The 23921-nt window shown below is 28.3% G+C and carries 22 protein-coding genes; 17 read left to right on the top strand and 5 right to left on the bottom strand.

Translation table 11 applies throughout. The features are described 5' to 3' along the window. The first annotated feature begins 207 nt into the window (after positions 1–207). The 15 genes from GXK56_RS15440 (at position 208) to GXK56_RS15370 (ending at position 16617) form a co-directional block, all read left to right on the top strand. The gene (locus tag GXK56_RS15440; RefSeq protein ID WP_160688957.1) at positions 208–3147 is read left to right on the top strand and encodes a hypothetical protein; all 2940 of its coding nucleotides are present in this window, start codon (positions 208–210) and stop codon (positions 3145–3147) included. 214 nt (positions 3148–3361) lie between these two features. Further along, a complete protein-coding gene (locus tag GXK56_RS15435; RefSeq protein ID WP_160688955.1) occupies positions 3362–3931 on the top strand; it encodes a hypothetical protein in 570 nt (189 codons plus the stop codon). Positions 3932–4181: 250 nt separating this feature from the next. Next, positions 4182–5051 carry an SPASM domain-containing protein gene (locus GXK56_RS15430; protein ID WP_160688953.1) on the top strand — a complete coding sequence of 290 codons (870 nt, stop codon included), beginning with the start codon at positions 4182–4184 and terminating at the stop codon, positions 5049–5051. Positions 5052–5098: 47 nt separating this feature from the next. Further along, entirely contained in the window at positions 5099–5833 is a 735-nt protein-coding gene (locus tag GXK56_RS15425) for a hypothetical protein (protein ID WP_160688951.1), read from the top strand. 80 nt (positions 5834–5913) lie between these two features. Beyond that, complete coding sequence (locus GXK56_RS15420) at positions 5914–6489, top strand: hypothetical protein (protein WP_160688949.1); 576 nt, start codon at positions 5914–5916, stop codon at positions 6487–6489. Between the two features lie 197 nt (positions 6490–6686). Then, positions 6687–7283 carry a Holliday junction branch migration protein RuvA gene (ruvA, locus tag GXK56_RS15415; protein WP_160688947.1) on the top strand — a complete coding sequence of 199 codons (597 nt, stop codon included), beginning with the start codon at positions 6687–6689 and terminating at the stop codon, positions 7281–7283. A 16-nt stretch (positions 7284–7299) separates the two neighbouring features. Further along, a complete protein-coding gene (ruvB, locus tag GXK56_RS15410) occupies positions 7300–8340 on the top strand; it encodes a Holliday junction branch migration DNA helicase RuvB (protein ID WP_160688945.1) in 1041 nt (346 codons plus the stop codon). Between the two features lie 89 nt (positions 8341–8429). Further along, positions 8430–9455, top strand: coding sequence for a tRNA preQ1(34) S-adenosylmethionine ribosyltransferase-isomerase QueA (gene queA / locus GXK56_RS15405; RefSeq protein WP_160688943.1), 1026 nt, complete (start codon positions 8430–8432; stop codon positions 9453–9455). A gap of 70 nt (positions 9456–9525) precedes the next feature. Then, positions 9526–10665: a tRNA guanosine(34) transglycosylase Tgt gene (gene tgt / locus GXK56_RS15400; RefSeq protein ID WP_160688941.1), complete on the top strand. Its 1140-nt coding sequence runs from the start codon at positions 9526–9528 to the stop codon at positions 10663–10665. A 360-nt stretch (positions 10666–11025) separates the two neighbouring features. Continuing rightward, a complete protein-coding gene (locus tag GXK56_RS15395) occupies positions 11026–11829 on the top strand; it encodes a hypothetical protein (protein ID WP_160688939.1) in 804 nt (267 codons plus the stop codon). A 201-nt stretch (positions 11830–12030) separates the two neighbouring features. After that, entirely contained in the window at positions 12031–12651 is a 621-nt protein-coding gene (gene udk / locus GXK56_RS15390; RefSeq protein ID WP_160688937.1) for a uridine kinase, read from the top strand. 107 nt (positions 12652–12758) lie between these two features. After that, complete coding sequence (locus tag GXK56_RS15385; protein WP_160688935.1) at positions 12759–13622, top strand: LysR family transcriptional regulator; 864 nt, start codon at positions 12759–12761, stop codon at positions 13620–13622. A 153-nt stretch (positions 13623–13775) separates the two neighbouring features. Continuing rightward, complete coding sequence (locus GXK56_RS15380) at positions 13776–14993, top strand: U32 family peptidase (RefSeq protein ID WP_160688933.1); 1218 nt, start codon at positions 13776–13778, stop codon at positions 14991–14993. 82 nt (positions 14994–15075) lie between these two features. Beyond that, a complete protein-coding gene (locus tag GXK56_RS15375) occupies positions 15076–15708 on the top strand; it encodes a DUF5105 domain-containing protein (RefSeq protein ID WP_160688931.1) in 633 nt (210 codons plus the stop codon). Positions 15709–15948: 240 nt separating this feature from the next. Next, positions 15949–16617, top strand: coding sequence for an HAD family phosphatase (locus GXK56_RS15370; protein ID WP_160688929.1), 669 nt, complete (start codon positions 15949–15951; stop codon positions 16615–16617). Between the two features lie 108 nt (positions 16618–16725). On the opposite strand, the gene ilvA is transcribed toward GXK56_RS15370, so the two are convergent. The 3 genes from ilvA to GXK56_RS15355 form a co-directional block, all read right to left on the bottom strand. Then, positions 16726–17946, bottom strand: a complete 1221-nt coding sequence (gene ilvA, locus GXK56_RS15365) for a threonine ammonia-lyase (protein ID WP_160688927.1) — start codon at positions 17944–17946, stop codon at positions 16726–16728. Between the two features lie 275 nt (positions 17947–18221). Continuing rightward, positions 18222–18644, bottom strand: a complete 423-nt coding sequence (locus tag GXK56_RS15360; RefSeq protein WP_160688925.1) for a YjdF family protein — start codon at positions 18642–18644, stop codon at positions 18222–18224. Between the two features lie 175 nt (positions 18645–18819). Further along, positions 18820–19185: a MerR family transcriptional regulator gene (locus GXK56_RS15355; RefSeq protein WP_160688923.1), complete on the bottom strand. Its 366-nt coding sequence runs from the start codon at positions 19183–19185 to the stop codon at positions 18820–18822. 163 nt (positions 19186–19348) lie between these two features. Here GXK56_RS15355 and GXK56_RS15350 point away from each other — a divergent pair, with 163 nt between their 5' ends. Further along, positions 19349–20686: an MATE family efflux transporter gene (locus tag GXK56_RS15350; protein ID WP_160688921.1), complete on the top strand. Its 1338-nt coding sequence runs from the start codon at positions 19349–19351 to the stop codon at positions 20684–20686. A 228-nt stretch (positions 20687–20914) separates the two neighbouring features. Here the strand turns inward: GXK56_RS15350 and GXK56_RS15345 are convergent, their stop codons facing one another. Further along, a complete protein-coding gene (locus tag GXK56_RS15345) occupies positions 20915–21703 on the bottom strand; it encodes an amidohydrolase family protein (RefSeq protein ID WP_160688919.1) in 789 nt (262 codons plus the stop codon). Positions 21704–21826: 123 nt separating this feature from the next. Between GXK56_RS15345 and GXK56_RS15340 the strand changes: the two genes are divergently transcribed. Then, the gene (locus GXK56_RS15340) at positions 21827–22147 is read left to right on the top strand and encodes a helix-turn-helix domain-containing protein (RefSeq protein ID WP_160688917.1); all 321 of its coding nucleotides are present in this window, start codon (positions 21827–21829) and stop codon (positions 22145–22147) included. 96 nt (positions 22148–22243) lie between these two features. On the opposite strand, the gene abc-f is transcribed toward GXK56_RS15340, so the two are convergent. Further along, a complete protein-coding gene (gene abc-f / locus GXK56_RS15335; RefSeq protein WP_160688915.1) occupies positions 22244–23800 on the bottom strand; it encodes a ribosomal protection-like ABC-F family protein in 1557 nt (518 codons plus the stop codon). Between the last annotated feature and the right edge of the window lie 121 nt (positions 23801–23921).

Below are 23921 nucleotides of genomic sequence, written 5' to 3'. Positions count from 1 at the left end.
GTACGGTGGTGTGAGAGGACGCTAAATAAAATAATTATTTAGCTCCTACTCGATTGTTTAAATAAAGTGAATTTTTTTTAGATGAAGTTTTATATTATACCTAAATTTACGTGAAAAACTTTCCATAAACATGAATTTTTGGTACTATAAAGTATGGACTATAATTAACTTTAAAGCTTAATTTATTTAGGATGAAGGAGGGATTGTGTGAATAATAAAGATAACAAGGATGAATTCTTAGGATATATTAATTCTCTTTGGAAACAAGGTCAAATTTCAGAAAGTGTATTAATAAAGATTAGAAATGAATATTGCAAGGAAAAGCTAAAGTGGCAAGAAGTTTCCGTAGAAAAAACTAAAATTGATGATCAAACAGCATCAATTGAAAAAGTTCTAGCTAAGGATTCTGAAGAAGAAAAGCTTATCAAAGAGGAGTTTTCAGAGATAAATGATTTGGATGTTCATTTTGAATCGGAAACAATTGAAGCAGAAAAGATTAATAGTTTTGAAAAAACATTAGGTGAAATTAATAAACCTTTAAAGGATTCATATATTATTAATAAAAATCAAAATAGAGAACAACAAAATAAGCTAACTAAAGAAAGAAATATTACCTTAATTTTAAGTTTAGGAATTATATTGATTCTTCTTGCAGGAATAATTCTAGCAACCAGTACGTGGTTTATAATGAGTAATGGAACAAAAACAATTGCATTATTAATGGTAAGTATTTTATTTTTTGCAATGAGCAGTTTTACAGAAAGAAAACTTAAAATAGTTAAGACGTCATTTGCTTTTTGGGTACTCGGAAATTTATTTTTACCAATAATATTTTTGTCTATTGGATTTTTTAAACTGCTAGGTAATTATTTGAGTATTGGAGGATCTGGAAGGTATATTTATGGAATTATAAGTGCATTTATATGTTTAATATTTTTTGTTTATAGTATCAAAAAATACAAAAATACAGCTTTTATTTGGATATCACTTATTGATTTGCAGTTATTGTATTGGTTTATCTTAAAACAATTATATTTTAACTATAATACGAGAGTTTTAATGATGCTAATATATACTTTGATTTTATCATGTGTTTACCTAATAGGAAAAAGATATGAAGGTATATATGCCTTTGTTTTGAAAACTATAAAGTATTATTCTTTTATTAATATTATATCGTGTATTTTTCAAGTTTTAGGAATTTGTATTTATGCTACAGTAATGATAATGGCAGGAAAACCATGCGGAGTGATACAAGGGTTAATAATTACATTTGGAGTCTTTATTTTAGCTGTAATTGTTTGGTTATGGATGTATGAACTTAAATTTCAAGGTGGAGTATTCGTAACGAGTCTATTGATTTTAGTAATTCATATGCTAGCTATCACTTTTAAAATTAAGATGGATGTTTTTGCTTATTATATTCTTATGAGCATAGGTATGAGTGTGGTCTATGGAGTAATTTACTACTTTAATGATTTTAAGTATTTAAAAAAAGGATCAGATATCTTAATATTAATTTCAATGACATGTTTAGATTTGATTTCTATTATACCTTTAAAAGCCTTATATGTAGCAATATTATTATATTTGTTAGGAACACTTATAGTTATTACTAGTAAAAAAAGCAAAAATCAATTTTACGTATTTTTATTAAAAAGTATAATACCAATCAATATTTTTATTGCTAATTTATTTGCTCTTTCAGGCTTGAAATTAATAGATAATATTTTTGCTAATAGCAGATTCCATTTAGGTTTTATTTATATAATTTTAAATATAGGGATTATTTATGCTATAGGTTTTATTTATGGTTTGAAAAATAATAGTAGTTATAAGATATATTTATATGAAGGACATGCATTTTTAGGGATTATTTATTTACTAACGTTATTTTTTCAAATAGATAGAATAATTGCAGGAATAGCAGTAATTATTGTAACAGCCTTTTGTTTTATTTTTGCAAAAAATGAACTTAAAATAAAAGTATATTTATATCTCTTTATAACCATGTTTACAATGGTGCTGTTGGATTTAGAATTATTTTATAGATTTAATAAATTGAATATATTCATTTTAAAGCCTCAAAATATATTCTTATGTATAAGTTTGGTTTTAACCATTATTTGGTGGTGTACTAAAGAACCATGGAAAAAGAGATTAAATTCATATATTATTGGAATTTACTCTTTTGGATTTATAAATTCAATGTTTTTAAACGATTTTCAAAATCTAAATTTCCTATTTATATTCTTCTTAATAGCAGCTCTAGGAATAATGGCATTATTTTTATATAAACAAAGAAAAATTATACTTATGTTTATTCCTCTTGGATTCTTTTGGATTATGAGTTTTAGAATAATATATTATTTTGAATTAATAAATCAAATAACAGCAAATTGGTTTATAGCTTTTATAATAGGAGCAGTAGGATATGAACTTTATAATATAGATGAAAGTTCAGGACATAGAGAATTGCTGTATTGTAGTACTTTTTCGGGAATTTCTCTTGTATATGCCATAATAATTTCATTATATGGAGCTGTCCCATTTATTTTTAATGTTTTTTCATTTATAGTATTTGGAGGTTCTTTATATTATTTGAGTCAGATTGTAGAAGGTAATAAATTAAAAAGAAATTTGTTCATAGCTTCTATATTTATTAATTATATCGGTTATGGAAGATTTATTTCTGAATTGGACTTTTTAGAAAATTTTCAATTAGATTTTTTATTGATTCCATTTATCATTGTATTACATTTGATAATAAAATATTATTTACAAAAGAAAAACATTTTCTGGAATTTAATTTTAAGAAGCTGGTATGTACTAACAGGAATAATTTTAATGTTCTCTCATAAAAATAATAGTTCATTTGAAGCTATTACTTATTGCATATTATGTATAATAAGTGTTATTGTAGGCTTTATTTTGCAAAGAAGGTTATATTTTATTGGAGGAGCAGTATTTTTATTGATAGGTGTATTTTTATATACTTTGAATTTTTGGCTAAATATACCTTGGTGGATATATCTGCTTACAGGAGGAGCATTACTAATATTTTTTGCAAGTAAAAATGAGCTTAATAAGCGAAATAAAAGAGAGAGCATTATTGGTAAGTTTATTAAAAAAGTTAAAATGTGGTAAGAGCGATTTGCAGCAAAGAAAATATTTAAATGTATATTTTAAGAAGATTAAATCTACAAGATTTTGTAGATTTAATCTTCTTTTACATTGTCTAAGAAAGTTAAGTAAAATTGTTCAGATATTTAGGCAGGTAAATAAATTAAAAATAAAGAATGTTATAAAAATAACGATAGTATTAATAATAAAATTACTTATCAAGAGGAGGTGGATATATATGAAAATCATTGGTGATATGAATAAAGATATGTGGGGAGAATTTAGAAAAGCAGAAGGTAAAGAAGAAAAGAAAAGAATTTTGGATAAAATGATTAATAGTCATCAAGAAAGGCCTCAGCAAAGTAATGTAAATTTGACACCAAATCAAATGGAGATGCAAAAGCAGCAAGATAAACTTTACATGGAAAGTATAGCTTCTAAAATAGCCAGAGGAGAATATGTTAATGATGAAGAGATTAAACATCTGGAAAAAAATGATCCTATACTTTTAAGTAAATCTAGATTTATGGATACGGAAAGAAAAAGAATTGAAAATCAAGTGAGAAATTCAAGAACAAAAAGAGAAGCTCAAAATATACTATCCTCTGCAAGACAAGGCGGTATTTATTTGGCATTTACAGGTTATTCTAAAGGTTATGATGGCGGCGCTGGAGGTATGACTTTTGTATCAGCTCTTAATAAAGCGGAAGATAATACTGCATCGGATTTGAGAAAAATAGAGAAAAAAGAAAATGAACGAGAGCTAGAAAGAACAAGGGCAAAAAAGAAAATCAATAAATTAGTCTAGTGAAATTTCGGACAGAAAAGAAAAAAAGATAATATTAAATCTTATAAAATTAATTATGTAAAGAGCAACTCTGTTTTGATATTACGTGTTGCTCTTTATATATTTTAAAAACTATTGGAAAAATAATAAATTATTATATAATATAGTGTGATACAATTAGCATTATATTAGAAATTATTAAAAACTGAAAGGAAATAGTTAAAAGGTTTTTCTTTCAAATTAAAAAAACTAAAGACTGAGGTTATGATTAATGAAAAAATTTAAAAAAGTATATGTAGAGATAACAAATGTATGTAATTTGAGCTGTAATTTTTGTCCTAAAACATCTAGAAAATTAAAGTTTATGGATAAAGAAGGTTTTGAGCATATTATAACAAAAATAAAACCTTATACAGATCATATTTATTTTCATTTGATGGGGGAGCCATTTTTAAATGAAGAACTTAAAACTTTTTTAGACATAAGCAGAGAAAACCAATTGAAGGTTAATATAACTACTAATGGAACTTTAATAAATGAAGTTAAAAACATATTGCTTAATGCATCTGCTTTAAGGCAGGTAAATATTTCTCTTCATAGTTTTGAGGCTAATGAGGAGAAAGTGGATTTCAATAAATACATAAATAATATAGTTGATTTTGTTAAAGAAGCAATTGAAAATACTAACATAATCTGTTCTTTAAGGTTATGGAATTTAGACACAAAATATAGAGCTAGCAATAATATGAATATTGATATACTTACACTACTTGAAAAAGAATTTGAAATAAATTGTAATTTAAGAGAGAGTCTTAAAGAAAAGAATAGTTTTAAATTAACAAAAAATGTTTATATAAGCATGGGTGAAAAATTTAAATGGCCATCTCTGAAGGTAGAGGAATTAGAAGAAAGAGCATTTTGCTATGGACTTAGAGATCAAATAGGCATTTTAGTAGATGGAACTGTAGTGCCATGTTGCTTGGATAGTGATGGAAGTATTCCTCTTGGTAATATTTTTGAAAGTGATTTAGAGGAAATATTAAATTCTGAAAGAGCTAAGGATATATATAATGGATTTTCTGAGAGAAAAGCTGTAGAAGAATTATGTAAAAGATGTGGCTTTATAAATAGAGTCAGATAGAAGTCTTTATAAAATATAGCACAATAGTTAGAAATGGATGTGGTTAAATGGAAGCAGCAGTTAAATCAGTAGGAGTTTTTTTAGTATTATATTTTTCTTATTATTATGTATTAAGATTTATACAATCAGTTTTTCAAGGTGCAATAGGAAGTGTAAGTTCTAATTTAGGAAAGTTTTTATATGGACTTAGTACACCAGCGCATGAATTGGCGCATTTACTTGTAGCTTTATTATGCCTAGCTAAAATTGATGAAGTTAAGTTTTTGCCTAAAGGCGGTAGGCCTGGATATGTAAAGTCAAGAATAGGAAGCAGTATACCATTTTTAATTAGTATAAAAGGATTTTTTATTGCAATAGCACCAGCTTTAGTTAATATACCTATATTTATATTTATTGAAAGCAAATTTATATTAAAAACTGAAATAGGTCAAATATCGCAAATATTAGATCCAAGATTTATGATAACTAAAGAAGGACTAATAACATTCTTATTGTTCTTAATATTAATAAGTGGAATTGCTCCTAGCCATGAAGATCTGAAAGGTATGGTAAAAGGACTTATAATCTTCAGTGTTGCTATATTTGGAATATCTTATGCTACTTCTATGCTTTTTAATATGAGATGGGTAAATTTTACTCCAATATTGACAGTAATATTTTACTATTTGGAAATTATATTAGGTGCATTGATAATAAGTGGCTTTGCAAACTATAAAAATTGTTTTAGAGTTACTGGAAATATAATTATAAATGCATTAAAACATACTTTCAAATCCAATTAAGGATATTTTATTTATTATAAGTAATTTAATGTATATTTATTTAAATAGTGTTAATACTCCTTAATAAGGAGTGATTATTTATGATTAATAAAAAGAGATTATTTATTGGAATGACATTGACTTTAGTAATTATTTTTTTTATAACTTACTATTTATCAGATAAATATATAGCTAATAAGAGCATAAAAAATAATGCAGTAGAAGCAAGTGAAGTAAATAAGAATAATGAATTGAGAGATAACACAAAAATATATTTATTTTCTGGAAACACTAAAGAAAAAGAAGCAACCATAGCAGAGTTAAAAAAAGAATTAAATATAGATGGTAATTTAACTAAGGGAGAATTATCAAAAGTATTAAGTGAAAAAGGTTATGTTCTTGAATTAAATAGTAATGGAGAAATGACATATAAAAGGGATATATCTAAAGCAGTAAAGCCTAACAAATATTACATTGGAGAAAAAGATGGTTTTTTAGCTATATATAAAACTGACAAAGATGGAATATTATTAATTGAGAATAGTGAAGATGTATATTCAAATAATAAAAAAGTTGATAGCTTAAGAGAAACGGATAAACAAAAAATCAAGAATTTTGAATTTGAATATGATTCTAAAGAAGAAGCTGAGGAAAATATATCTGAGTTTCTGTCATAATTAAATATGATTTACAGTAAAGTTCACAAAGGTATGGGCATATTTATTGCTTTCATACCTTTTTATATATGTAAGTCTTAACTGATTTATTAAATACATTGTTGAAAGATTTCTCTTAAAATGATAAAGTATAAGTTAGGTTTTATAGATTAATTTGACGAAATATTCATGAGGTATATTATTATGGAGGAATTTAAATGTACGAATATATAAAAGGAAAATATGTAGGCATAAATAGGGATTATATAATAGTAGAGAATAATGGTATTGGTTATAAAATATTTACATCAGGTGCCACAATGTCCTCCATTCCCAAACCAGAAGAAGAAATAATGTTATATATCGAACAAATAGTTAGAGAAGATTTCTTAGGGCTTTATGGTTTTGATTCGAGAGAAGAACTTGATTTATTTAAATTGCTTTTAACGGTAAGTGGGGTAGGTCCAAAGGCTGCCTTATCCCTGTTATCAATAAGCAGAGTAAACAATTTAAAATATGCTATATTGACTGGTGATGAAAAACATATTTGTAGGGGAGTTGGCATAGGTAAAAAGACAGCTGCTAGAATTATATTAGAACTTAAGGATAAGTTAAGAGCAGATGAATTATTAGATGTTCCTCAAAATACTGAAACGGGTACTAGTGAAAATGTTGTAGTATTATCAGAAGCCTTAAGTGCCTTACTTGCGTTAGGATATAGTGAAAAAGAAGCAGAAGCGGCACTTAAAAATGTTGATAGAAATGAAAGTATTGAAAATATAATTAAGGCTTCTTTAAAATTGTTAATGGGATAATTAAGGGGAGGTTTTTATGGAAAGAATAGTTAATGCGTTTGAATCGCAAGAGGATTTTAATTCTGAACTTAGTCTAAGACCTCAAAAAATTAGTGAATATATAGGACAAGATAAGGTTAAGGAACGATTAGATATTTTTATAAAGGCAGCAAAGAATAGAAATGAAGCTTTAGACCACGCTATTTTATATGGACCGCCAGGCCTTGGTAAAACTACTTTAGCAAATATTATTGCAACAGAAATGGGCGGAGATTTGAAGGTTACTTCAGGACCGGCCATAGAAAGAGCAGGTGATCTAGCTGCCATTTTAACAACATTAAAGGATTTTGATGTTTTATTTATAGATGAGATACATAGATTAAATAGATCTGTTGAAGAAATTTTGTACCCAGCTATGGAGGATTATGCGCTAGATATAGTTATAGGAAAAGGTGCTGCTGCAAAATCTATTAGAATTGATCTTCCTAAATTTACACTTATAGGAGCAACTACAAGAATTGGAATGCTTTCTGCACCTCTTAGAGATAGATTTGGTGTACTTTGTGCAATGGAATATTATACAGATCAAGAGCTAAAGGAAATTATAGTAAGAAGTGCAGCAGTATTTGGCTGTGAAATTACTGAAGAGGGAGCCTTTGAAATTGCAAGAAGATCAAGGGGAACTCCAAGAATAGCTAATAGATTATTAAAAAGGGTTAGGGATTATTCAGAGGTAAGAGGAGATAAGCTTGTATCTTTAAAGGAAGCAAAAGCAGCTTTAGAACTGTTAGAAGTTGATAATCAGGGTTTTGATAAAGTTGATAATAAGATATTAGAAGCAATTATAGATAACTTTAATGGTGGACCTGTGGGGATTGAAACTCTCTCTTATTTTATAGGCGAAGAACTAGGAACAATAGAAGATGTTTATGAACCTTATTTATTACAAAAAGGTTTTATAGTAAGAACTCCAAGAGGAAGAATTGCAAGTGAAAAAGCTTATAAACACCTTGGTAGAGTGAATACTTCAAAAAATAAATCTAGCAATAGTGTTCAGAGAAATTTTTTTGAAGAATAAAGAAGTAGATTATATATAAATTATCTAAATATATATTTTATTATAATGTAAATTAATTGTAATGTTTTTTTAGTTAGGAGAAATAATAAATGAACGTAAAAGATTTTGATTTTTATTTGCCAGAAGAGTTAATCGCTCAACATCCATTAGAAAAAAGAGATTCTTCAAGATTAATGGTTTTAGATAAGAAAACTGGTGAAATTAATCATAAAAAATTCCATGACATTGTTGAATATTTAAATAAAGGTGATACTTTAGTTTTAAATAATACAAGAGTAATGCCAGCAAGATTAATTGGAGAAAAAGAAGAAACTGGTGGAAAAATAGAATTCCTATTACTTAAGAGAATTGAAAAAGATAAGTGGGAGTGTTTGGCTAAACCTGGTAAATCAGCAAGAGTGGGAAGAAAATTTACTTTTGGAGATGGTAAATTAAAAGCTGAAGTAGTGGAAGTTAAAGATAATGGTAATAGAATTGTTGAATTTTTCTATGAAGGAATATTTGAGGAAGTATTGGATGCACTAGGTGAAATGCCTTTACCACCATATATTCATGAAAGATTAGAGGATAGGGAAAGATATCAAACAGTTTATTCAAAAGAAAATGGTTCAGCAGCAGCACCAACAGCAGGGTTGCATTTTACAAAGGAGTTACTGGCTGAAATAGAAGCAAAGGGTATTAATGTAGTTTATTTAACTCTACATGTTGGTCTAGGAACTTTTAGACCAGTAAAAGTTGAATCCTTAGAAGAACATGAAATGCATTCAGAGTTTTATATACTTTCAAAGGAAAGTGCAGATATAATCAATGAAACTAAAAAAAGAGGTAATGCAGTTATTTCTGTTGGAACTACATCAACAAGAACTTTAGAGACTATTGGTGACGAAAATGGCTTTGTAAAAGAACAAAGTGGATGGACTAATATTTTCATATATCCAGGATATAAATTTAAAGTAGTGGATAAATTAATAACAAACTTTCATTTACCAGAATCAACATTAATAATGCTGGTTTCAACATTAGCTGGAAGAGAAAATGTTATGAAGGCATATGAGGAAGCGGTAAATGAAAAATATAGGTTTTTCTCATTTGGAGATGCAATGTTTATTAGTTAACTGATTTAACCGCTGATGAGGTGACATTAATCAAGCGATAATAAATTATAAAATATAAGAGGTGACGCTTGTGAGTAAAAGATACACATTATTAAAAAAAGATGGAAAAGCAAGAAGAGGAGAGTTTGTAACGCCACATGGTACAATACAGACTCCTGTATTTATGAATGTTGGAACACTTGCAGTTATAAAAGGTGCAGTATCTACAATGGATTTAAAGGAAATAGGATGTCAGGTAGAACTTTCTAATACATATCATCTTCATTTAAGACCAACAGATAAAGTTGTAAATAAACTTGGTGGATTACATAAATTTATGAATTGGGATAGACCTATTTTAACTGATTCAGGTGGATTTCAAGTATTTTCTCTTGCAAAGATGAGAAAAATTAAAGAAGAAGGTGTATATTTTAATTCTCATATAGATGGAAAAAAAATATTCATGGGTCCAGAAGAATCTATGCAGATTCAAAGTAATTTAGCATCAACTATTGCAATGGCATTTGATGAATGTATTGAAAATCCAGCACCAAGAGAATATGTCGAAAGATCAGTAGAAAGAACTACAAGATGGCTTGAAAGATGTAAAGTTGAAATGGATAGATTGAATTCACTTCCAGATACAATAAATAAGGAACAAATGCTGTTTGGTATTAATCAAGGTGGAATATACGAAGATATAAGAATAGAACATGCTAAAGAAATAACTAAAATGGATTTGGATGGCTATGCAATAGGAGGACTTGCAGTTGGAGAATCTCATGAAGATATGTATAGAGTAATTGATGCAGTAGTGCCATTTTTACCTGAAGATAAGCCAATATACTTAATGGGAGTAGGTACTCCAATAAATATATTAGAAGCTGTTGAAAGAGGTGTAGATTTCTTTGATTGTGTTCTTCCTGCTAGAAATGGAAGACATGGGAATGTATACTGCAGTGAAGGTAAACTTAATTTAATGAATGCCAAATATGAACTTGATACAAGGCCGATTGATGAAGACTGTGAATGTCCAGCTTGTAAGAATTATACAAGAGCTTATATAAGACACTTGTTTAAAGCAAAAGAAATGCTTGCTATGAGGTTATGTGTATTGCATAATTTATATTTCTACAACAAATTAATGGCGGATATAAGAGATGCCATCGATGGCGGATATTTTAAACAATTTAAAGAAGATAAATTAAAAGCATGGGAAGGCAAAATGTAATAGATAAGCAATACTATTGCATTTAAATTATAGAGAAATAACCCAATCATAATGCTACAGGTAAAACCATACATAGTAAGTATTTTATATACTTACTTGTGTATGGTTTTATTACTAAAAGTAACTGCTTTGCAGTAACGTATAAACTGATTTGACTAAAAATTTTTTAGACATAAATAAATTTAATGGGAATAATAGACAAAATATAAGGGGATTTGATAAGGAAATAAAACGTAATAAAAAGAAAAATTTATAATGCTGAAATAATAAATAGAGATATAAATAATATGCTTATTTGCCAATAAACTTCTTTAGATGTAAAATTAAGGAAAGTGATTGCAGAATGAGGAGGGTGTTGGTATGAAGGGGAAGAAAAATAGAAAGCTAAAAAGTAGAGCAATAATAAAAGAGTTAAAGATAAATAGAAGAAATAAAAGATTAATGATAGATAAGATTCTATCATATAATCCAATGTTAATAGAAGGAATAGAAATATATAAAGATGCAAGTAATAACTTTTTATTGTTAATATTTTTAGGTGGATTACTAGTAGAATTTCCTTTAATTTCACTGCCTTGTTGTATAGGTGCAATATTCTTTGTTTTTAGAATGTTACAATATATTAAATATAAAAGTATAAAAGATATAGTAAGTAAGTTAGCAAAAGATTTATCTTCTAAAGGTATATATGATAAAGAAAAAGCATTAGATATGATAGAAGATTTTAAATTAAAATATGGTAATGATATTGTTGAGTACGAAGAATTAGTAAACATGATTAATAAATATGGAGAGTTTGTTATTAAAATAGAAAGAGTTTTAAAGGGATGTAATGGAAAGGACAATAATATTTATTATGAAAAGGATATTTTTATTCAAAATAGGATAGCCATGTTTGGCAATAGGGAAAATAATATGACTTTAAAAGAGACAGAAGGAAATAAGAGTAAAGAAAAAAATTATTGCTTAGATTTTAATGAAAAAATTTCTGTATTGTATAAACGAGAAGATGGAGAAATAAAAGAGGTTAATAAAGCAATAGAATTTTTCAATGGGGGAGATAGCAAAAGTTATAATAATCAAAATGCAGTAATTTTAAATAATGTAAATAAAGATAATAAAAATTTAACGGTATATTTGTATAAAAAATCTTCAATTATGTAAAAATATATTTTCATATGATTAATTTATAAGATAAATATTTTATATAGACGGCTTTTAATAAAATTTTGTGTTTTTTTACACTAAATTTTATTAGGAGTTGTCTTTTTCTTTGTTATATAATAAAATCTAATAGATATAATTGTACGAGTTTATTAATAAATGATATATGATATTCATATATTAAGTGATATGGAGGAGAATATGCAAAACGTAATGGTAATAGGTATAGCTGGAGGAAGCGGTTCAGGAAAAACCACTATATCTCAAAAAATAAAAGATTTTTTTGGAGATGAGGTAGTAATTCTATGTCATGATTATTATTATAAATCTAATGAAGATATCCCATTAGAAGAAAGAAAAAAACTTAATTATGATCATCCTAATTCTTTTGATACTGATTTTTTAATTGAACAGCTTAAAAGTTTAAAAGAAGGGAATTCTATTTTTCATCCAGTATATTCTTTTGTCGAACATACGAGATTAAATGAAACGGTTGAGGTACATCCTACGAAGGTAATCATTGTTGAAGGTATATTGATATTTGAAAATAAAGAACTATGTGACTTAATGGATATAAAGGTGTTCGTTGATACTGATGGAGATGTTAGAATAATAAGAAGATTATTAAGAGATGTTCAAGAAAGAGGCAGAGATTTAGATTCTGTAGTAAATCAATATTTGACTACAGTAAAGCCTATGCATGAAGAATTTGTTGATCCAAGTAAAAAACGAGCGGATATAATCATTCCTGAAGGCGGAGAAAATATGGTTGCGTTAAGTATGCTTTTAGAAAGAATTAAAAGCTTTATGAATAAAAATTAGTACATAATTCTAATATTATCATAGTAGAACATGAATGAAACCCTAAATGCTAACGAATTAAGTGGCATTTAGGGGTTTATTTTAGTTAACTTTGGAAGGGGAAAACTATGGATATTAAACAACTCACATATTTTATAACAATAGTAGAAGAAGGAACTATAACCCAAGCAGCAAATAAGCTTCATATGGCTCAACCTCCATTGAGTACTCGATTGAAGTTATTAGAAGATGACCTTGGAGTAAAATTAATTGAAAGAGGAGCTCGAAAGATTAAGCTTACTGATGCAGGAAAAATTCTTTATAAAAGAGCCAAACATATATTAGAAATAACAACTTCAACAGAAAAGGAAATAGAGGAATTTAGAAAGGGAATTCAAGGAACTTTAAGACTTGGGACAATTTCATCTTCTGGATCAGTTCTTTTAAGCAGGAGAATTATAGATTTTAATAAAAAATATCCAAATATAAAATTTGAAATACATGAGGGAAATACTTACGAACTTATTGAAAAGTTAAACTCGGGAATTATAGAAGTGGGAATAGTTAGGACACCATTTAATTCTAAAAATTTTCAATGCCTATTTTTAGAAGCTGAACCTATGGTAGCAGTTATGAGTGAAAGCTATAATTTTGAAACTGCAAGAGATGAAATTCTTCTGGAGGATTTAAAAGGTAGACCTCTAATAATTTATAGAAGATTTGAAAAAATTCTTTTAGGAGAATTTCAAAACTTAGGAATAGAACCTAATGTATTCTGTATTAATGATGATGCAAGAACTACAATTTTATGGGCAGGAGCGGGTCTGGGAATTGGAATAGTGCCTAAATCAGTAATTAATTTTGGACTTATGGATAATATCAAATATAAAGAAATAAATAATATTACATTAAGAACACAAATTTCTGCAATTTGGATAAAGGAGAGATATTTATCTATGGCAGCAAAAAAGTTTTTAGAATTTTTTACTTAGAAATTATATATGAAAATTATTTTGAGAAATAATTAATAACGGATATTTTAAAGAATATATGATAATATGGTTTAGAATAAATATTCTAAATAAGGAATATAAAATAAGTGATTATAAAGTCAACATATACAGTGAATAGTGAGGAGATAAATTATGAATAGACCAGAACTTTTAGCACCAGCAGGAAATTTAGAAAAGCTTAAAACTGCTATTAATTTTGGTGCAGATGCAGTATATCTTGGAGGAAATAAATTAAACTTAAGAGCAGCTGCAGATAACTTTACAATTGAAGAATTAAAAGAAGGGTTAGAATATGCACATTCAAGAGGTAGAAAAGTTCATGTTACCTTAAATGTAATTCCACATAATGATGATTTAATAGGGATTGAAGAATATATCAGGGAATTGTATGAAATTGGAGTGGATGCTGTACTTATTGCTGATCCTGGTATTATGAGCATAGTACGAGAAGTAGCTCCAAATCTTGAAATACATTTAAGTACTCAAGCTAGTAATTTAAACTATAAGTCTGCTTTATTTTGGCATAAAATTGGCATAAAAAGAATTGTAGCTGCAAGGGAAATGAGTCTTGAGGAATTGAGAGAGTTAAGAAATGAACTGCCAGAAACTTGCGATATAGAAGCATTTGTTCATGGAGCAATGTGCATGGGCTATTCAGGAAAATGCCTTTTATCAAATTATATAACAGGGAGAGATTCAAATAGAGGAACTTGCACTCAGCCTTGCAGGTTTAAATATCATTTATATGAAGAAAAAGAACCTGGAGATTATGAAAAAGTCAATCAAGGTGAGAATGGAGTGTATTTTATGAATTCAAAGGATTTATGTATGATAGAACATATTCCAGAGCTTGTTCAAGCAGGTATAAATTCTCTTAAAATTGAAGGGAGAATGAAAAGTTCGTATTATGTAGCATCTGTAGTAAAAGCTTATAGGCAGGCTATTGATAGATATATGGAGAATCCAGAAAATTATGTATATGATCCAAAATGGATGGAAGAGCTAGAGAAACCTAGCCATAGACCATATACAACAGGATTTTATTTTGATGAAGAAATAAGACAAAATTATGAAACTTCAGCATATATACATAATTATGACATGGTGGGGGTTGTGTTAAGTTATGATAAGGAAAGCAAAATTGCAACGGTTCATCAAAGAAATAAGGTTTGTAATGGAGATTTAGTTGAAGTATTGGCTATAAAAGGGAATAATGTTATTACTAAACTTGAAGATATGAAAAATGAATTTGGTGAATCAATAGAAAGTGCATCTCATCCACAAATGGTTTTTACAGTTAAATCAGATAAAGAACTGAAAGTTAATGATATTCTTGTTAAAGAGAAATAGATAATTTTAACAATATATTTGCCATATTATTCGTTATGATGTAGAATAATGAAAAATATAATATGAAGAGGAATAGTCATTAATGAAACATTTAAAAAAGTTTTTTGTAGTAATTTTAATTACTATTATAACAGCAACAACTGCAGTTGGGTGTGGTGAGGCAAGTACACCTCCAGATGAAAGTGCTAAGATTTTCTTGAATATTTTACTGAAAAATGATAAGACTAATATGGATAAGATTGGATTGAAAGAAGATGAATATGGGGAGTTAAGAAAAGAATTTGAAGATTATATGACTCAAGGTTTTAGTTCTAGCGGGATAGATGAAAATGTATTAACAGAAGAAGTTAAAACTAATTTTCAAAATAATATTATTAATGGACTAACCAAAGTAGATTATAAAGTTGCATTGGTATCAAAAGATAAGAACAATGCAAAAGTAGAAGTTAAAATAAAAGGATTTGATCTTCAAAAAATTTCTACTGATGCCCAAACCATTTTGCACGAAAAAGTTCTTGAAAATCCATCAATGACACAAAGTGAAAAGTATAAAGAATTATTTAATCTTATAGGAAAAGGTATTGCTGAGGGTGTATTAGCAGAAGATGAAGAAACTATAGAGATGGTATTAACAAATGAAAATAATACTTGGGTACCTGATAAAAATGACAGTATTTCAATTGTAACAGCAATAATGCAAATGCGAGAAAGTTAAAAAAATATATCCTGAAATAATTAAGGTTATTTTAGGGTATTTTTTTGAATAAATTCATTGAAAAGGATATATTGATATTTATGTTTGCAGCTAGGCTATTTGAAATCTATTATAAATGATAAAATTTTTAGGATGCTTGCTATTTATATATATAATTGATGAATAGAAGTTGGAAAGTATAAAATATAATGTTAATATTAAATTAGTAAATTATTTTTAATGTAAGAGAGGAATAGTTAAATGAAAAAAGTAAATGCAGTAATTTTTGATATGGATGGAGTATTAATAGATTCAGAAAGAATATCATTTAAGTGTTACGAAGAAGTTTTTAAAGAATATAATTATACCATTGATGAGAAATTTTATTTAACATTAATAGGAAGAAATTTAGAGGGCATTAAAGCAAAAATGGAAGAAGAATATGGTAAGGATATTCCCTTTGATATAATATATAAGAAAAAGTCTGATTTAGCTCATGAAGTTACAGATAAAAATGGAGTTATAGTTAAACCTGGTGTTCATGAAATTTTAGATTATTTAAATGAAAAGAAATATAAAATAGCTGTGGCAAGTTCTACAAGAAAAGAAAGAGTACTTGAATTATTAGGACAAGCAAAAATAAAAGATAAAGTTCATTTTATTATTGGAGGAGATCAAGTTGAAAATTCAAAGCCTAATCCTGAAATCTTTTTAAAAGCAGCAGAGGGGTTGAAGGTTGAACCAGAGAAGTGTTTGGTAATAGAAGATTCTGATGCTGGAATAAGAGCAGCACATGCTGCAAAGATGACAGGAATACATGTTCCAGATATGAAATTTTTAGAGGAAGATACAAAGGATTTAGCTTATAAAGTATGTGAAAGCTTATTAGCAGTAAAAGAATATTTAGATAAAAATAATACTTTAAATTAATTATTTACATAGATTTATATATAGAATAAGTAGTATATATAGATTATTTTTAGGATTTTAGTTATTTTCATAAAAATAGATCCCTCAATAATTTGAGGGATCTATTTTTTATTGATAAATCATTTTTGGTTGAATTAATCTTGGTTTATAACCATTATCTATAAGAGCTTTAACAATTGCTTCTTTATGCTCATGACCAAAGGTTTCCATAGTAATGTCCAATTCAACAGCACTATTACGATTAATGCTTACAAATTGATTGTGGTCAAGCTTTATTATATTACCTTGAGCTTCTGAAATTACTTTTGAGACATTTGTTAATTCACCAGGTTTATCAGGAAGTAAAACTGAAATTGTACATATACGTTCTCTTTCAATTAAGCCATGTTGAACTAAAGAAGCAAAAGTAATCACATCCATATTGCCTCCGCTTATAATAGAAACAACTTTTTTATCTCTTACATTTAAATGTTTTAGTGCAGCTACTGTAAGCAGGCCAGAATTTTCAGCAAGCATTTTATGATTTTCAAGCATATCTAAAAAAGCACCTATTAATTCATGATCTTCAATAGTAATAATGTCATCAATATTTTCTTTTACATAAGGAAATATTTTAGAGCCAGGAGTTTTAACAGCAGTACCATCTGCTATAGTATCAACTGATTGCAAAGTAGTTACTTCACCTTTCTTTAGTGATTCTTGCATACAATTAGCACCTGCTGGTTCAACACCAATAACTTTAATGTTAGGATTAAGGAGTTTGACTAGGGTAGAAACTCCAGCTGCAAGTCCTCCGCCTCCAATTGGAACTAAAATAATATCAACTGTTGGAAGTTCTTTTACAATTTCCATTGCAATAGAGCCCTGTCCAGTTGCAACGTCTAAATCATCGAAAGGATGAATAAAAGTATAGCCTTTTTCTTCAGCAAGCTTTAGAGCATAATTGCAGGCTTCATCATAAACATCTCCATGTAAAATAACTTCTGCACCGTATGCTTTTGTACGGTTTACCTTCATAAGGGGAGTAGTGGTAGGCATTACTATTACGGCCTTAGATTTATATTCTTTAGCAGCATATGCAACACCTTGGGCATGATTGCCAGCAGAAGCTGTTATGAGCCCCTTGCTTCTCTCTTCTTCAGTAAGAGTACTGATTTTATAATAAGCACCTCTAATTTTATAAGCGCCAGTTTTTTGCATATTTTCAGGTTTTAAATAAACTTTATTTCCAGTAATATCTGAATAATAATCACTATAAACTAACTTTGTTTTTAATATTACACTTTGAACAACTTCATATGCTTTTTCAAATTTATCTAACGTCATCATCTAGTAAGAACTCCTTTTTATGTATAAATTCCTTGTAAATATCAATACTTTTATAATAACATTTTAGTATTTTATGTCAAGATAACTTTTTTGAAATGGAAAAATAAAATAAATTTATTTAACAGTTATAAAATAAAACGTCCTATTTAATATTAATTTCGTAAAAGGAAAAATCATGACTTACAATAGAATTACTATCATAACCCATGATTCTAATCATTATAGAATATTTACATATTTTTTAATTAATATTCTATAATTTAATTTTAAATTGACTAGTGCCCTTTGCGTTTTTCAAGTCTTTTCTTTTGTTTTAATTCAAATTTTCTTTGTTCTTCAAGTTCTTTTTGTGCTTTGGATTTTTTCTTACGTTCAACTTTACATTGCTCGTGTTGAAGTTTTAAAGCTATTTGAGCTTTTGTTCCAATTCCATTTGTAGAAGTTTCCTTTTGAATTTTTCGTTGAATTCTCTTTGGATTTAATTTTTTTTCAACTAAAACATTTTTATCAGTTGAAATTGGGCTACTAAAATTTAAGGAATAAAATCTTTTTAATACAAAATCTAAAGTTTCATCTTCCCTTGGTTCAGAACCAAAAGTTACTTTGCATACTTTATATTCCTCATCCTCAGTAAGTTCGAAAACTCCAATCCAAAAAGGTTCACTAAAAAGAACTGTCAAATTAATTTGAGATATCATAAGTGTATCCTCCTGTAAAAAAACTAAATAGAGAATGGACAACCCCAGGAGGGCAGGTTACTGCTACATTTAATTAATGTAGGTTCCGACTACCAACGGAACTGTGTTTTTATCCCTAATATTATTATATAAGTTTTCATAAAGATTTACAAATTATATATTAATTTAAAGTTTATTAGATACTTTTAGAAGCACGTTCATAATAATTGATTTTATTATCTATTTTATCAAGGCTTTTATGTAGTTCTTCAATTTTATTTACAACTTCTTTACGATGATTTGAAAGTATTTCTTTGCGAATACTAAGAGTATCATCACCTTCAAGGCTCAATTTTATAACTTCTTTTATTTTTTTAATAGGCATATTTGAATTTTTAAGACAACGGATAAGCTTAAGCCATTCTAAATCCTTTTCTTTAAAATCTCTATTTCCTAATTCATTACGCTCTACAAAAGGCAGTAGACCCATTTTATCGTAATACCTAAGTGTATATGTAGATAGATCAATTTTTTCGGCTGCTTCAGCAATGCTGTATCCCATGTTATATATCCTCCATTATTTATGTTTAAGTATTCAATATTTTAAATTATATTCCAACATATCCAACTTGTAAATTTTATATAAATAAAAAAAGAGTTGACTTAGACTATACTGTAACCATTAGAATGTAATTGTCAGTAAAATATGGAAAGAAGGAAATATAATGTTAATTAGAAAAGATATTCTGGGACTAGCAATACCAATAGTTGTTGAACAAACTTTTGTTATGCTACTTGGAGTATGTAACACCATGATGGCAGGGCATATTGGGAAGGAAGCTGTTTCAGCTATTGGAATGGTTGATTCTATGAATAATTTGTTCATAGCTTTTTTTGCAGCTTTGTCAGTGGGTGCAACTGTAGTGGTTGCACAGCAAATTGGACAAGAACATCATAAAGTGGCTAACGAAACTGCTAAACAAGCTATAGTGTCTGGACTTTTAGTTTCAGGAATAATATCCTTGATATTATGGATTTTTCGTATACCAGTAATTAATTTTTTATATGGTTCAGCAGAAGAATTGGTTAAAGCCAATGCTAAATTATACATAGAGTTTACCTTAATTACGTATCCCTTTATTGCTATATCTCAAATTGCAAATGGTATACTTAGGGGAGCAGGAGATACAAAAACTCCAATGTACATTACAATGTTTATAAACATAATAAATATAGTATTAGGGTATATGCTAATATTTGGAATCGATGGTTTGAACATACCTTCCTTTGGAATAATGGGAGCTGCAATAGCAATTGCTATAGCTAGAATGATCGGGGCTATAATTATAATGACAGTATTATTCAGGGGGAGCAAAGTGATAAAAGTTAAAAATATACTTTCATTTAAATTTGATATCAATACTCAAAAGAGCATATTTAATATTGGAATACCAGCAGGAGTTGAACAGGTGATTTTTAATACTGGAAAACTAATCGTACAAGTGTTTATAGTTACTATGGGAACAGCATCAATTGCAGCTAATGCTATTGGAATGTCAATAATGCAGATAATGAATGTTCCAGGAACTGCACTTTGTATGGCTGCTACTACATTAGTGGGACAATACATTGGTAGAAATGATGTTAAGGGTGCAAAAGATACTCTTCTATATCTAGTTAAATTTACAACCATATGTTTAGTATCTATAGGGCTGTTATTTTTCCCTATTTCTGAATGGGTAGCTAGTATTTATACTGATGTTCCAGAGATAATAAAACTTACTGGTATATTAGTAAAAAGTAATAGTATAGCATATTTAGCATGGGCGATTTCCTTTGTATTGTCTGCAGGGCTTAAAGGAGCTGGAGATACAAGATATACAATGATAACAGCATTTGTTGGAATGTGGATGTTTAGAATTGGGCTTGGATATATATTAGGGATTGTATGTAATATTGGAATTCTTGGAATATGGATTGCAATGTACGTTGATTGGATTGTCCGAGGAACATTGTATTTGTATAGGGTTAGAGGAACTAAGTGGATTACGCATAGAGTATAGAAAGACGCTGTCACTAATGTGACTGCCTCTTTTTATATTCTTATATTAACTATTTTGATAGAAGAGGATAATATAAAAATAAGTAATTTGAATGAATTTGAGTATTATTGATTTTGAGTTAACACACAACGGTGTTTTTCTCTCTTGTGAGAATTATAGATTAAGAATAGCAAAATATCCTTGACTAATAACAGCCAAGGACAAATTTTGAGCAGTATAAATCAAAAGTTAAATCTTTAATAATGCTGCTATGTTATTACCTAAAACAGCATCTTCAACATATGAATCTTTACATATTTTTCTTACTGCATCTAATGATAACTGTAAATCCCCATAAGGCATGTCTACACCAAAGATGCATTTTTGTGGGATTTCATTTATAACAATTTTTAAGACAAGAGTGGAGAAATATGCAGATGTATCAAGATATAAATTTCGGATTTCCTTTGCAAGTTCTATAGTTGTCATCCAGTTACTTCCACCTAAATGGCCTAATATTACAGGTATATAAGGATAAGCCTTGCATAATTCAGCTATTTCTCTTATATCCTGTAAATCTAGAGGATTGAAGCCATGTATCCAAATTGGTAATCTTCCAAAATTCATGGAAGCTTTGAAAATGGGGGCTAATAATTTTACTTGTCCGCTTGCTGGAGTAAATTCACCTATGCCAGCAAGTTTGTTATTTGCTATATTTTCTCCAATATATGCGTTGGTGTCATTTTCACTCACTCCTAATGGGACATTTCCAAAGCCTATATACCTGTCTGGGTAACTGTTAATTACCGTCATAAGTTCATTTATAGATTTACGCTTAGTTTCTATTAATGAAGGTGTTTTTCCTCCTACAACATCATTTAATTTTTTCATTTCTATTTTTAATTCTTGCAGGTCTATGGAATTTTCAGGATGCACGGAGGTGGAAAAGAGTATTGTTTTATGAACTCCTGCTTGATTCATTATTTGAATATGTTTTTCTGCTGGTAAGATTACATGTGAATGTCCATCTATAATCATTTATATCATTCCTTTTCAATATTGTATTATCATAAGGCCTTATAAGTACATTATATAGAAGCTGTAAATTTATGAAAGTATGCACTTTTTTGTGCTATACTATCATAAAGGAGAGTGGAAGAAATGGAGAAGCTTTGCTATGTCAATAATAAGGAACCCTTTGAATATACTTTGTCTATTATAAGTGGAAAATGGAAACTAAAAGTTATTTATTTACTTGCATGCAGTGGCACTTTAAGATATGGGGAGTTAAAGAAGAATATTGAAGGAATTACTCATAAGATGTTAAGTTCCCAATTAAAAGAATTAGAAAATGAAAATATAATATTTAGAAAAGAATATCCACAAATTCCGCCTAAAGTAGAATATTCATTAACACAAAAAGGCCAAAGTCTTATTCCTCTCGTAAGAAATATGTGTGAATGGGGTAAGTCAAATATATAGACGATAAAAAGACCTTAATAATATATATTGCTATTATTAAGATCTTTTTATTTTGTTGTAGTTATAGCTGTAATTTTGTGCTACGAATTAAATTTTTTATATGATTTTTGTTGTCCAATCTTCGCAATTCCAAGTTTCAGTTACCACATCTCTATAAAATTCTGGTTCATGGGAAACTAATAGAATGCTTCCTTTATATTCTTTAAGAGCTCTCTTTAATTCTTCTTTTGCATCTATATCTAAATGGTTTGTAGGTTCGTCTAGGATTAATATATTTGTTTCATTGTTTATGATTTTACAAAGTCTTACTTTAGCAGCTTCTCCACCTGATAAAACTCTTATTTGAGATTCTAGCTGTTTAGTAGTTAGACCACATTTAGCAAGAGCAGCTCTTATTTGATATTGAGTGTATCCAGGGAATTCTTCCCATACTTCCTCTATACAAGTATTGCTGTTATTAGATCTGTCTTCTTGCTCGAAATAACCTATGTATTGATAATCTCCAAGATGAACTTCTCCGCTTAAAGGTTTTATTATACCAAGTAAACTCTTTAATAGTGTTGACTTCCCAAGTCCATTAGCACCAACTAAAGCTATTTTTTGTCCTCTTTCCATATATAAGTGTAATGGTTTTGTAAGAGGAGAGTCATAACCAATTACTAAGTCTTTAGTTTCAAATATTACTTTACCTGAAGCTCTAGCAGTCTTAAAGACAAATTCTGGTTTTGGTTTTTCCTTAGAAAGTTCAATTACATCCATCTTGTCTAATTTCTTTTGTCTAGATTTAGCCATATTAGCAGTTGCTACATTAGCTTTATTTCTAGCAACGAAATCCTCAAGTCTAGCAATTTCTTTTTGTTGCTTTTCATATGCTGCTTCTAATTTCTTTTTATTTTCTGAATATATTCTTTGGAATTCATCATAGTCCCCAACATATCTTGTGAGTTTTCTTTCTTCAACATGATAAATTAAATTTACTACTGAATTTATAAATGGAACATCATGTGAAATTAATATGAAGGCATTTTCATATGACTGTAAATATCTTTTTAGCCATTCTATATGTTCTTCGTCTAAATAGTTTGTAGGTTCATCTAAAAGTAAGATATCAGGAGATTCAAGTAATAACTTACCTAAAAGAATCTTAGTTCTTTGGCCTCCAGATAAATCATCAACATCTCTATCAAGACCTAAATCTAAAAGACCTAGTCCTTTTGCAACTTCTTCAACCTTTGGATCAATTACATAAAAGCCGTTATGATCAAGCATATCTTGAATTACAGCAGTTCTTTCAAGCATTTTTGTTAACTCATCTTCTGTGCAGTCACCCATTTTTTCATATAAGGAATTCATTTCTGATTCTAGGTCAAAAAGATATCTAAATGCTTCTTTTAAAGCATCTCTAATAGTTTGTCCTTTAGTTAAGGCAGCATGTTGGTCCATATATCCAACTCTAACATTATTAGACCAGGAAACACTACCTTCGTCAGGCATAAGTTTACCTGTTACAATATTCATAAATGTTGATTTACCTTCTCCATTAGCACCGATAAGACCAACATGTTCTCCTTTTAATAATCTAAATGAAACATCTTCGAAAATAGCTCTATCACCAAAGCCGTGATTCATATCTTTAACAATAAGTACGCTCATTAATTGCCTCCTATAAATATAAAATAATTACTTGTGAAATCTATACTAAAATAGTTTAAATGATAGTAAGCTACTATGTAAAGTGATTTTCTTAAATTTTAGTGATTTTCATTTATTTATT

It is taken from the genome of Clostridium sp. C2-6-12 (genome assembly GCF_009928485.1).
In the GTDB taxonomy this organism is placed as follows: domain Bacteria; phylum Bacillota; class Clostridia; order Clostridiales; family Clostridiaceae; genus Clostridium.
This window is presented reverse-complemented; position numbering and strand designations above follow the sequence as displayed.

Excerpts from the sequence above, each read along its gene's own strand:
- GXK56_RS15435 (WP_160688955.1), top strand. The coding sequence starts at position 3,362 with ATGAAAATCATTGGTGATATGAATAAAGATATGTGGGGAGAATTTAGA.
- GXK56_RS15430 (WP_160688953.1), top strand. The coding sequence starts at position 4,182 with ATGAAAAAATTTAAAAAAGTATATGTAGAGATAACAAATGTATGTAAT.
- GXK56_RS15425 (WP_160688951.1), top strand. The coding sequence starts at position 5,099 with ATGGAAGCAGCAGTTAAATCAGTAGGAGTTTTTTTAGTATTATATTTT.
- GXK56_RS15420 (WP_160688949.1), top strand. The coding sequence starts at position 5,914 with ATGATTAATAAAAAGAGATTATTTATTGGAATGACATTGACTTTAGTA.
- ruvA (WP_160688947.1), top strand. The coding sequence starts at position 6,687 with ATGTACGAATATATAAAAGGAAAATATGTAGGCATAAATAGGGATTAT.
- ruvB (WP_160688945.1), top strand. The coding sequence starts at position 7,300 with ATGGAAAGAATAGTTAATGCGTTTGAATCGCAAGAGGATTTTAATTCT.
- queA (WP_160688943.1), top strand. The coding sequence starts at position 8,430 with ATGAACGTAAAAGATTTTGATTTTTATTTGCCAGAAGAGTTAATCGCT.
- GXK56_RS15395 (WP_160688939.1), top strand. The coding sequence starts at position 11,026 with ATGAAGGGGAAGAAAAATAGAAAGCTAAAAAGTAGAGCAATAATAAAA.
- udk (WP_160688937.1), top strand. The coding sequence starts at position 12,031 with ATGCAAAACGTAATGGTAATAGGTATAGCTGGAGGAAGCGGTTCAGGA.
- GXK56_RS15385 (WP_160688935.1), top strand. The coding sequence starts at position 12,759 with ATGGATATTAAACAACTCACATATTTTATAACAATAGTAGAAGAAGGA.
- GXK56_RS15380 (WP_160688933.1), top strand. The coding sequence starts at position 13,776 with ATGAATAGACCAGAACTTTTAGCACCAGCAGGAAATTTAGAAAAGCTT.
- GXK56_RS15375 (WP_160688931.1), top strand. The coding sequence starts at position 15,076 with ATGAAACATTTAAAAAAGTTTTTTGTAGTAATTTTAATTACTATTATA.
- GXK56_RS15370 (WP_160688929.1), top strand. The coding sequence starts at position 15,949 with ATGAAAAAAGTAAATGCAGTAATTTTTGATATGGATGGAGTATTAATA.
- ilvA (WP_160688927.1), bottom strand. The coding sequence starts at position 17,946 with ATGATGACGTTAGATAAATTTGAAAAAGCATATGAAGTTGTTCAAAGT.
- GXK56_RS15360 (WP_160688925.1), bottom strand. The coding sequence starts at position 18,644 with ATGATATCTCAAATTAATTTGACAGTTCTTTTTAGTGAACCTTTTTGG.
- GXK56_RS15355 (WP_160688923.1), bottom strand. The coding sequence starts at position 19,185 with ATGGGATACAGCATTGCTGAAGCAGCCGAAAAAATTGATCTATCTACA.
- GXK56_RS15350 (WP_160688921.1), top strand. The coding sequence starts at position 19,349 with ATGTTAATTAGAAAAGATATTCTGGGACTAGCAATACCAATAGTTGTT.
- GXK56_RS15345 (WP_160688919.1), bottom strand. The coding sequence starts at position 21,703 with ATGATTATAGATGGACATTCACATGTAATCTTACCAGCAGAAAAACAT.
- GXK56_RS15340 (WP_160688917.1), top strand. The coding sequence starts at position 21,827 with ATGGAGAAGCTTTGCTATGTCAATAATAAGGAACCCTTTGAATATACT.
- abc-f (WP_160688915.1), bottom strand. The coding sequence starts at position 23,800 with ATGAGCGTACTTATTGTTAAAGATATGAATCACGGCTTTGGTGATAGA.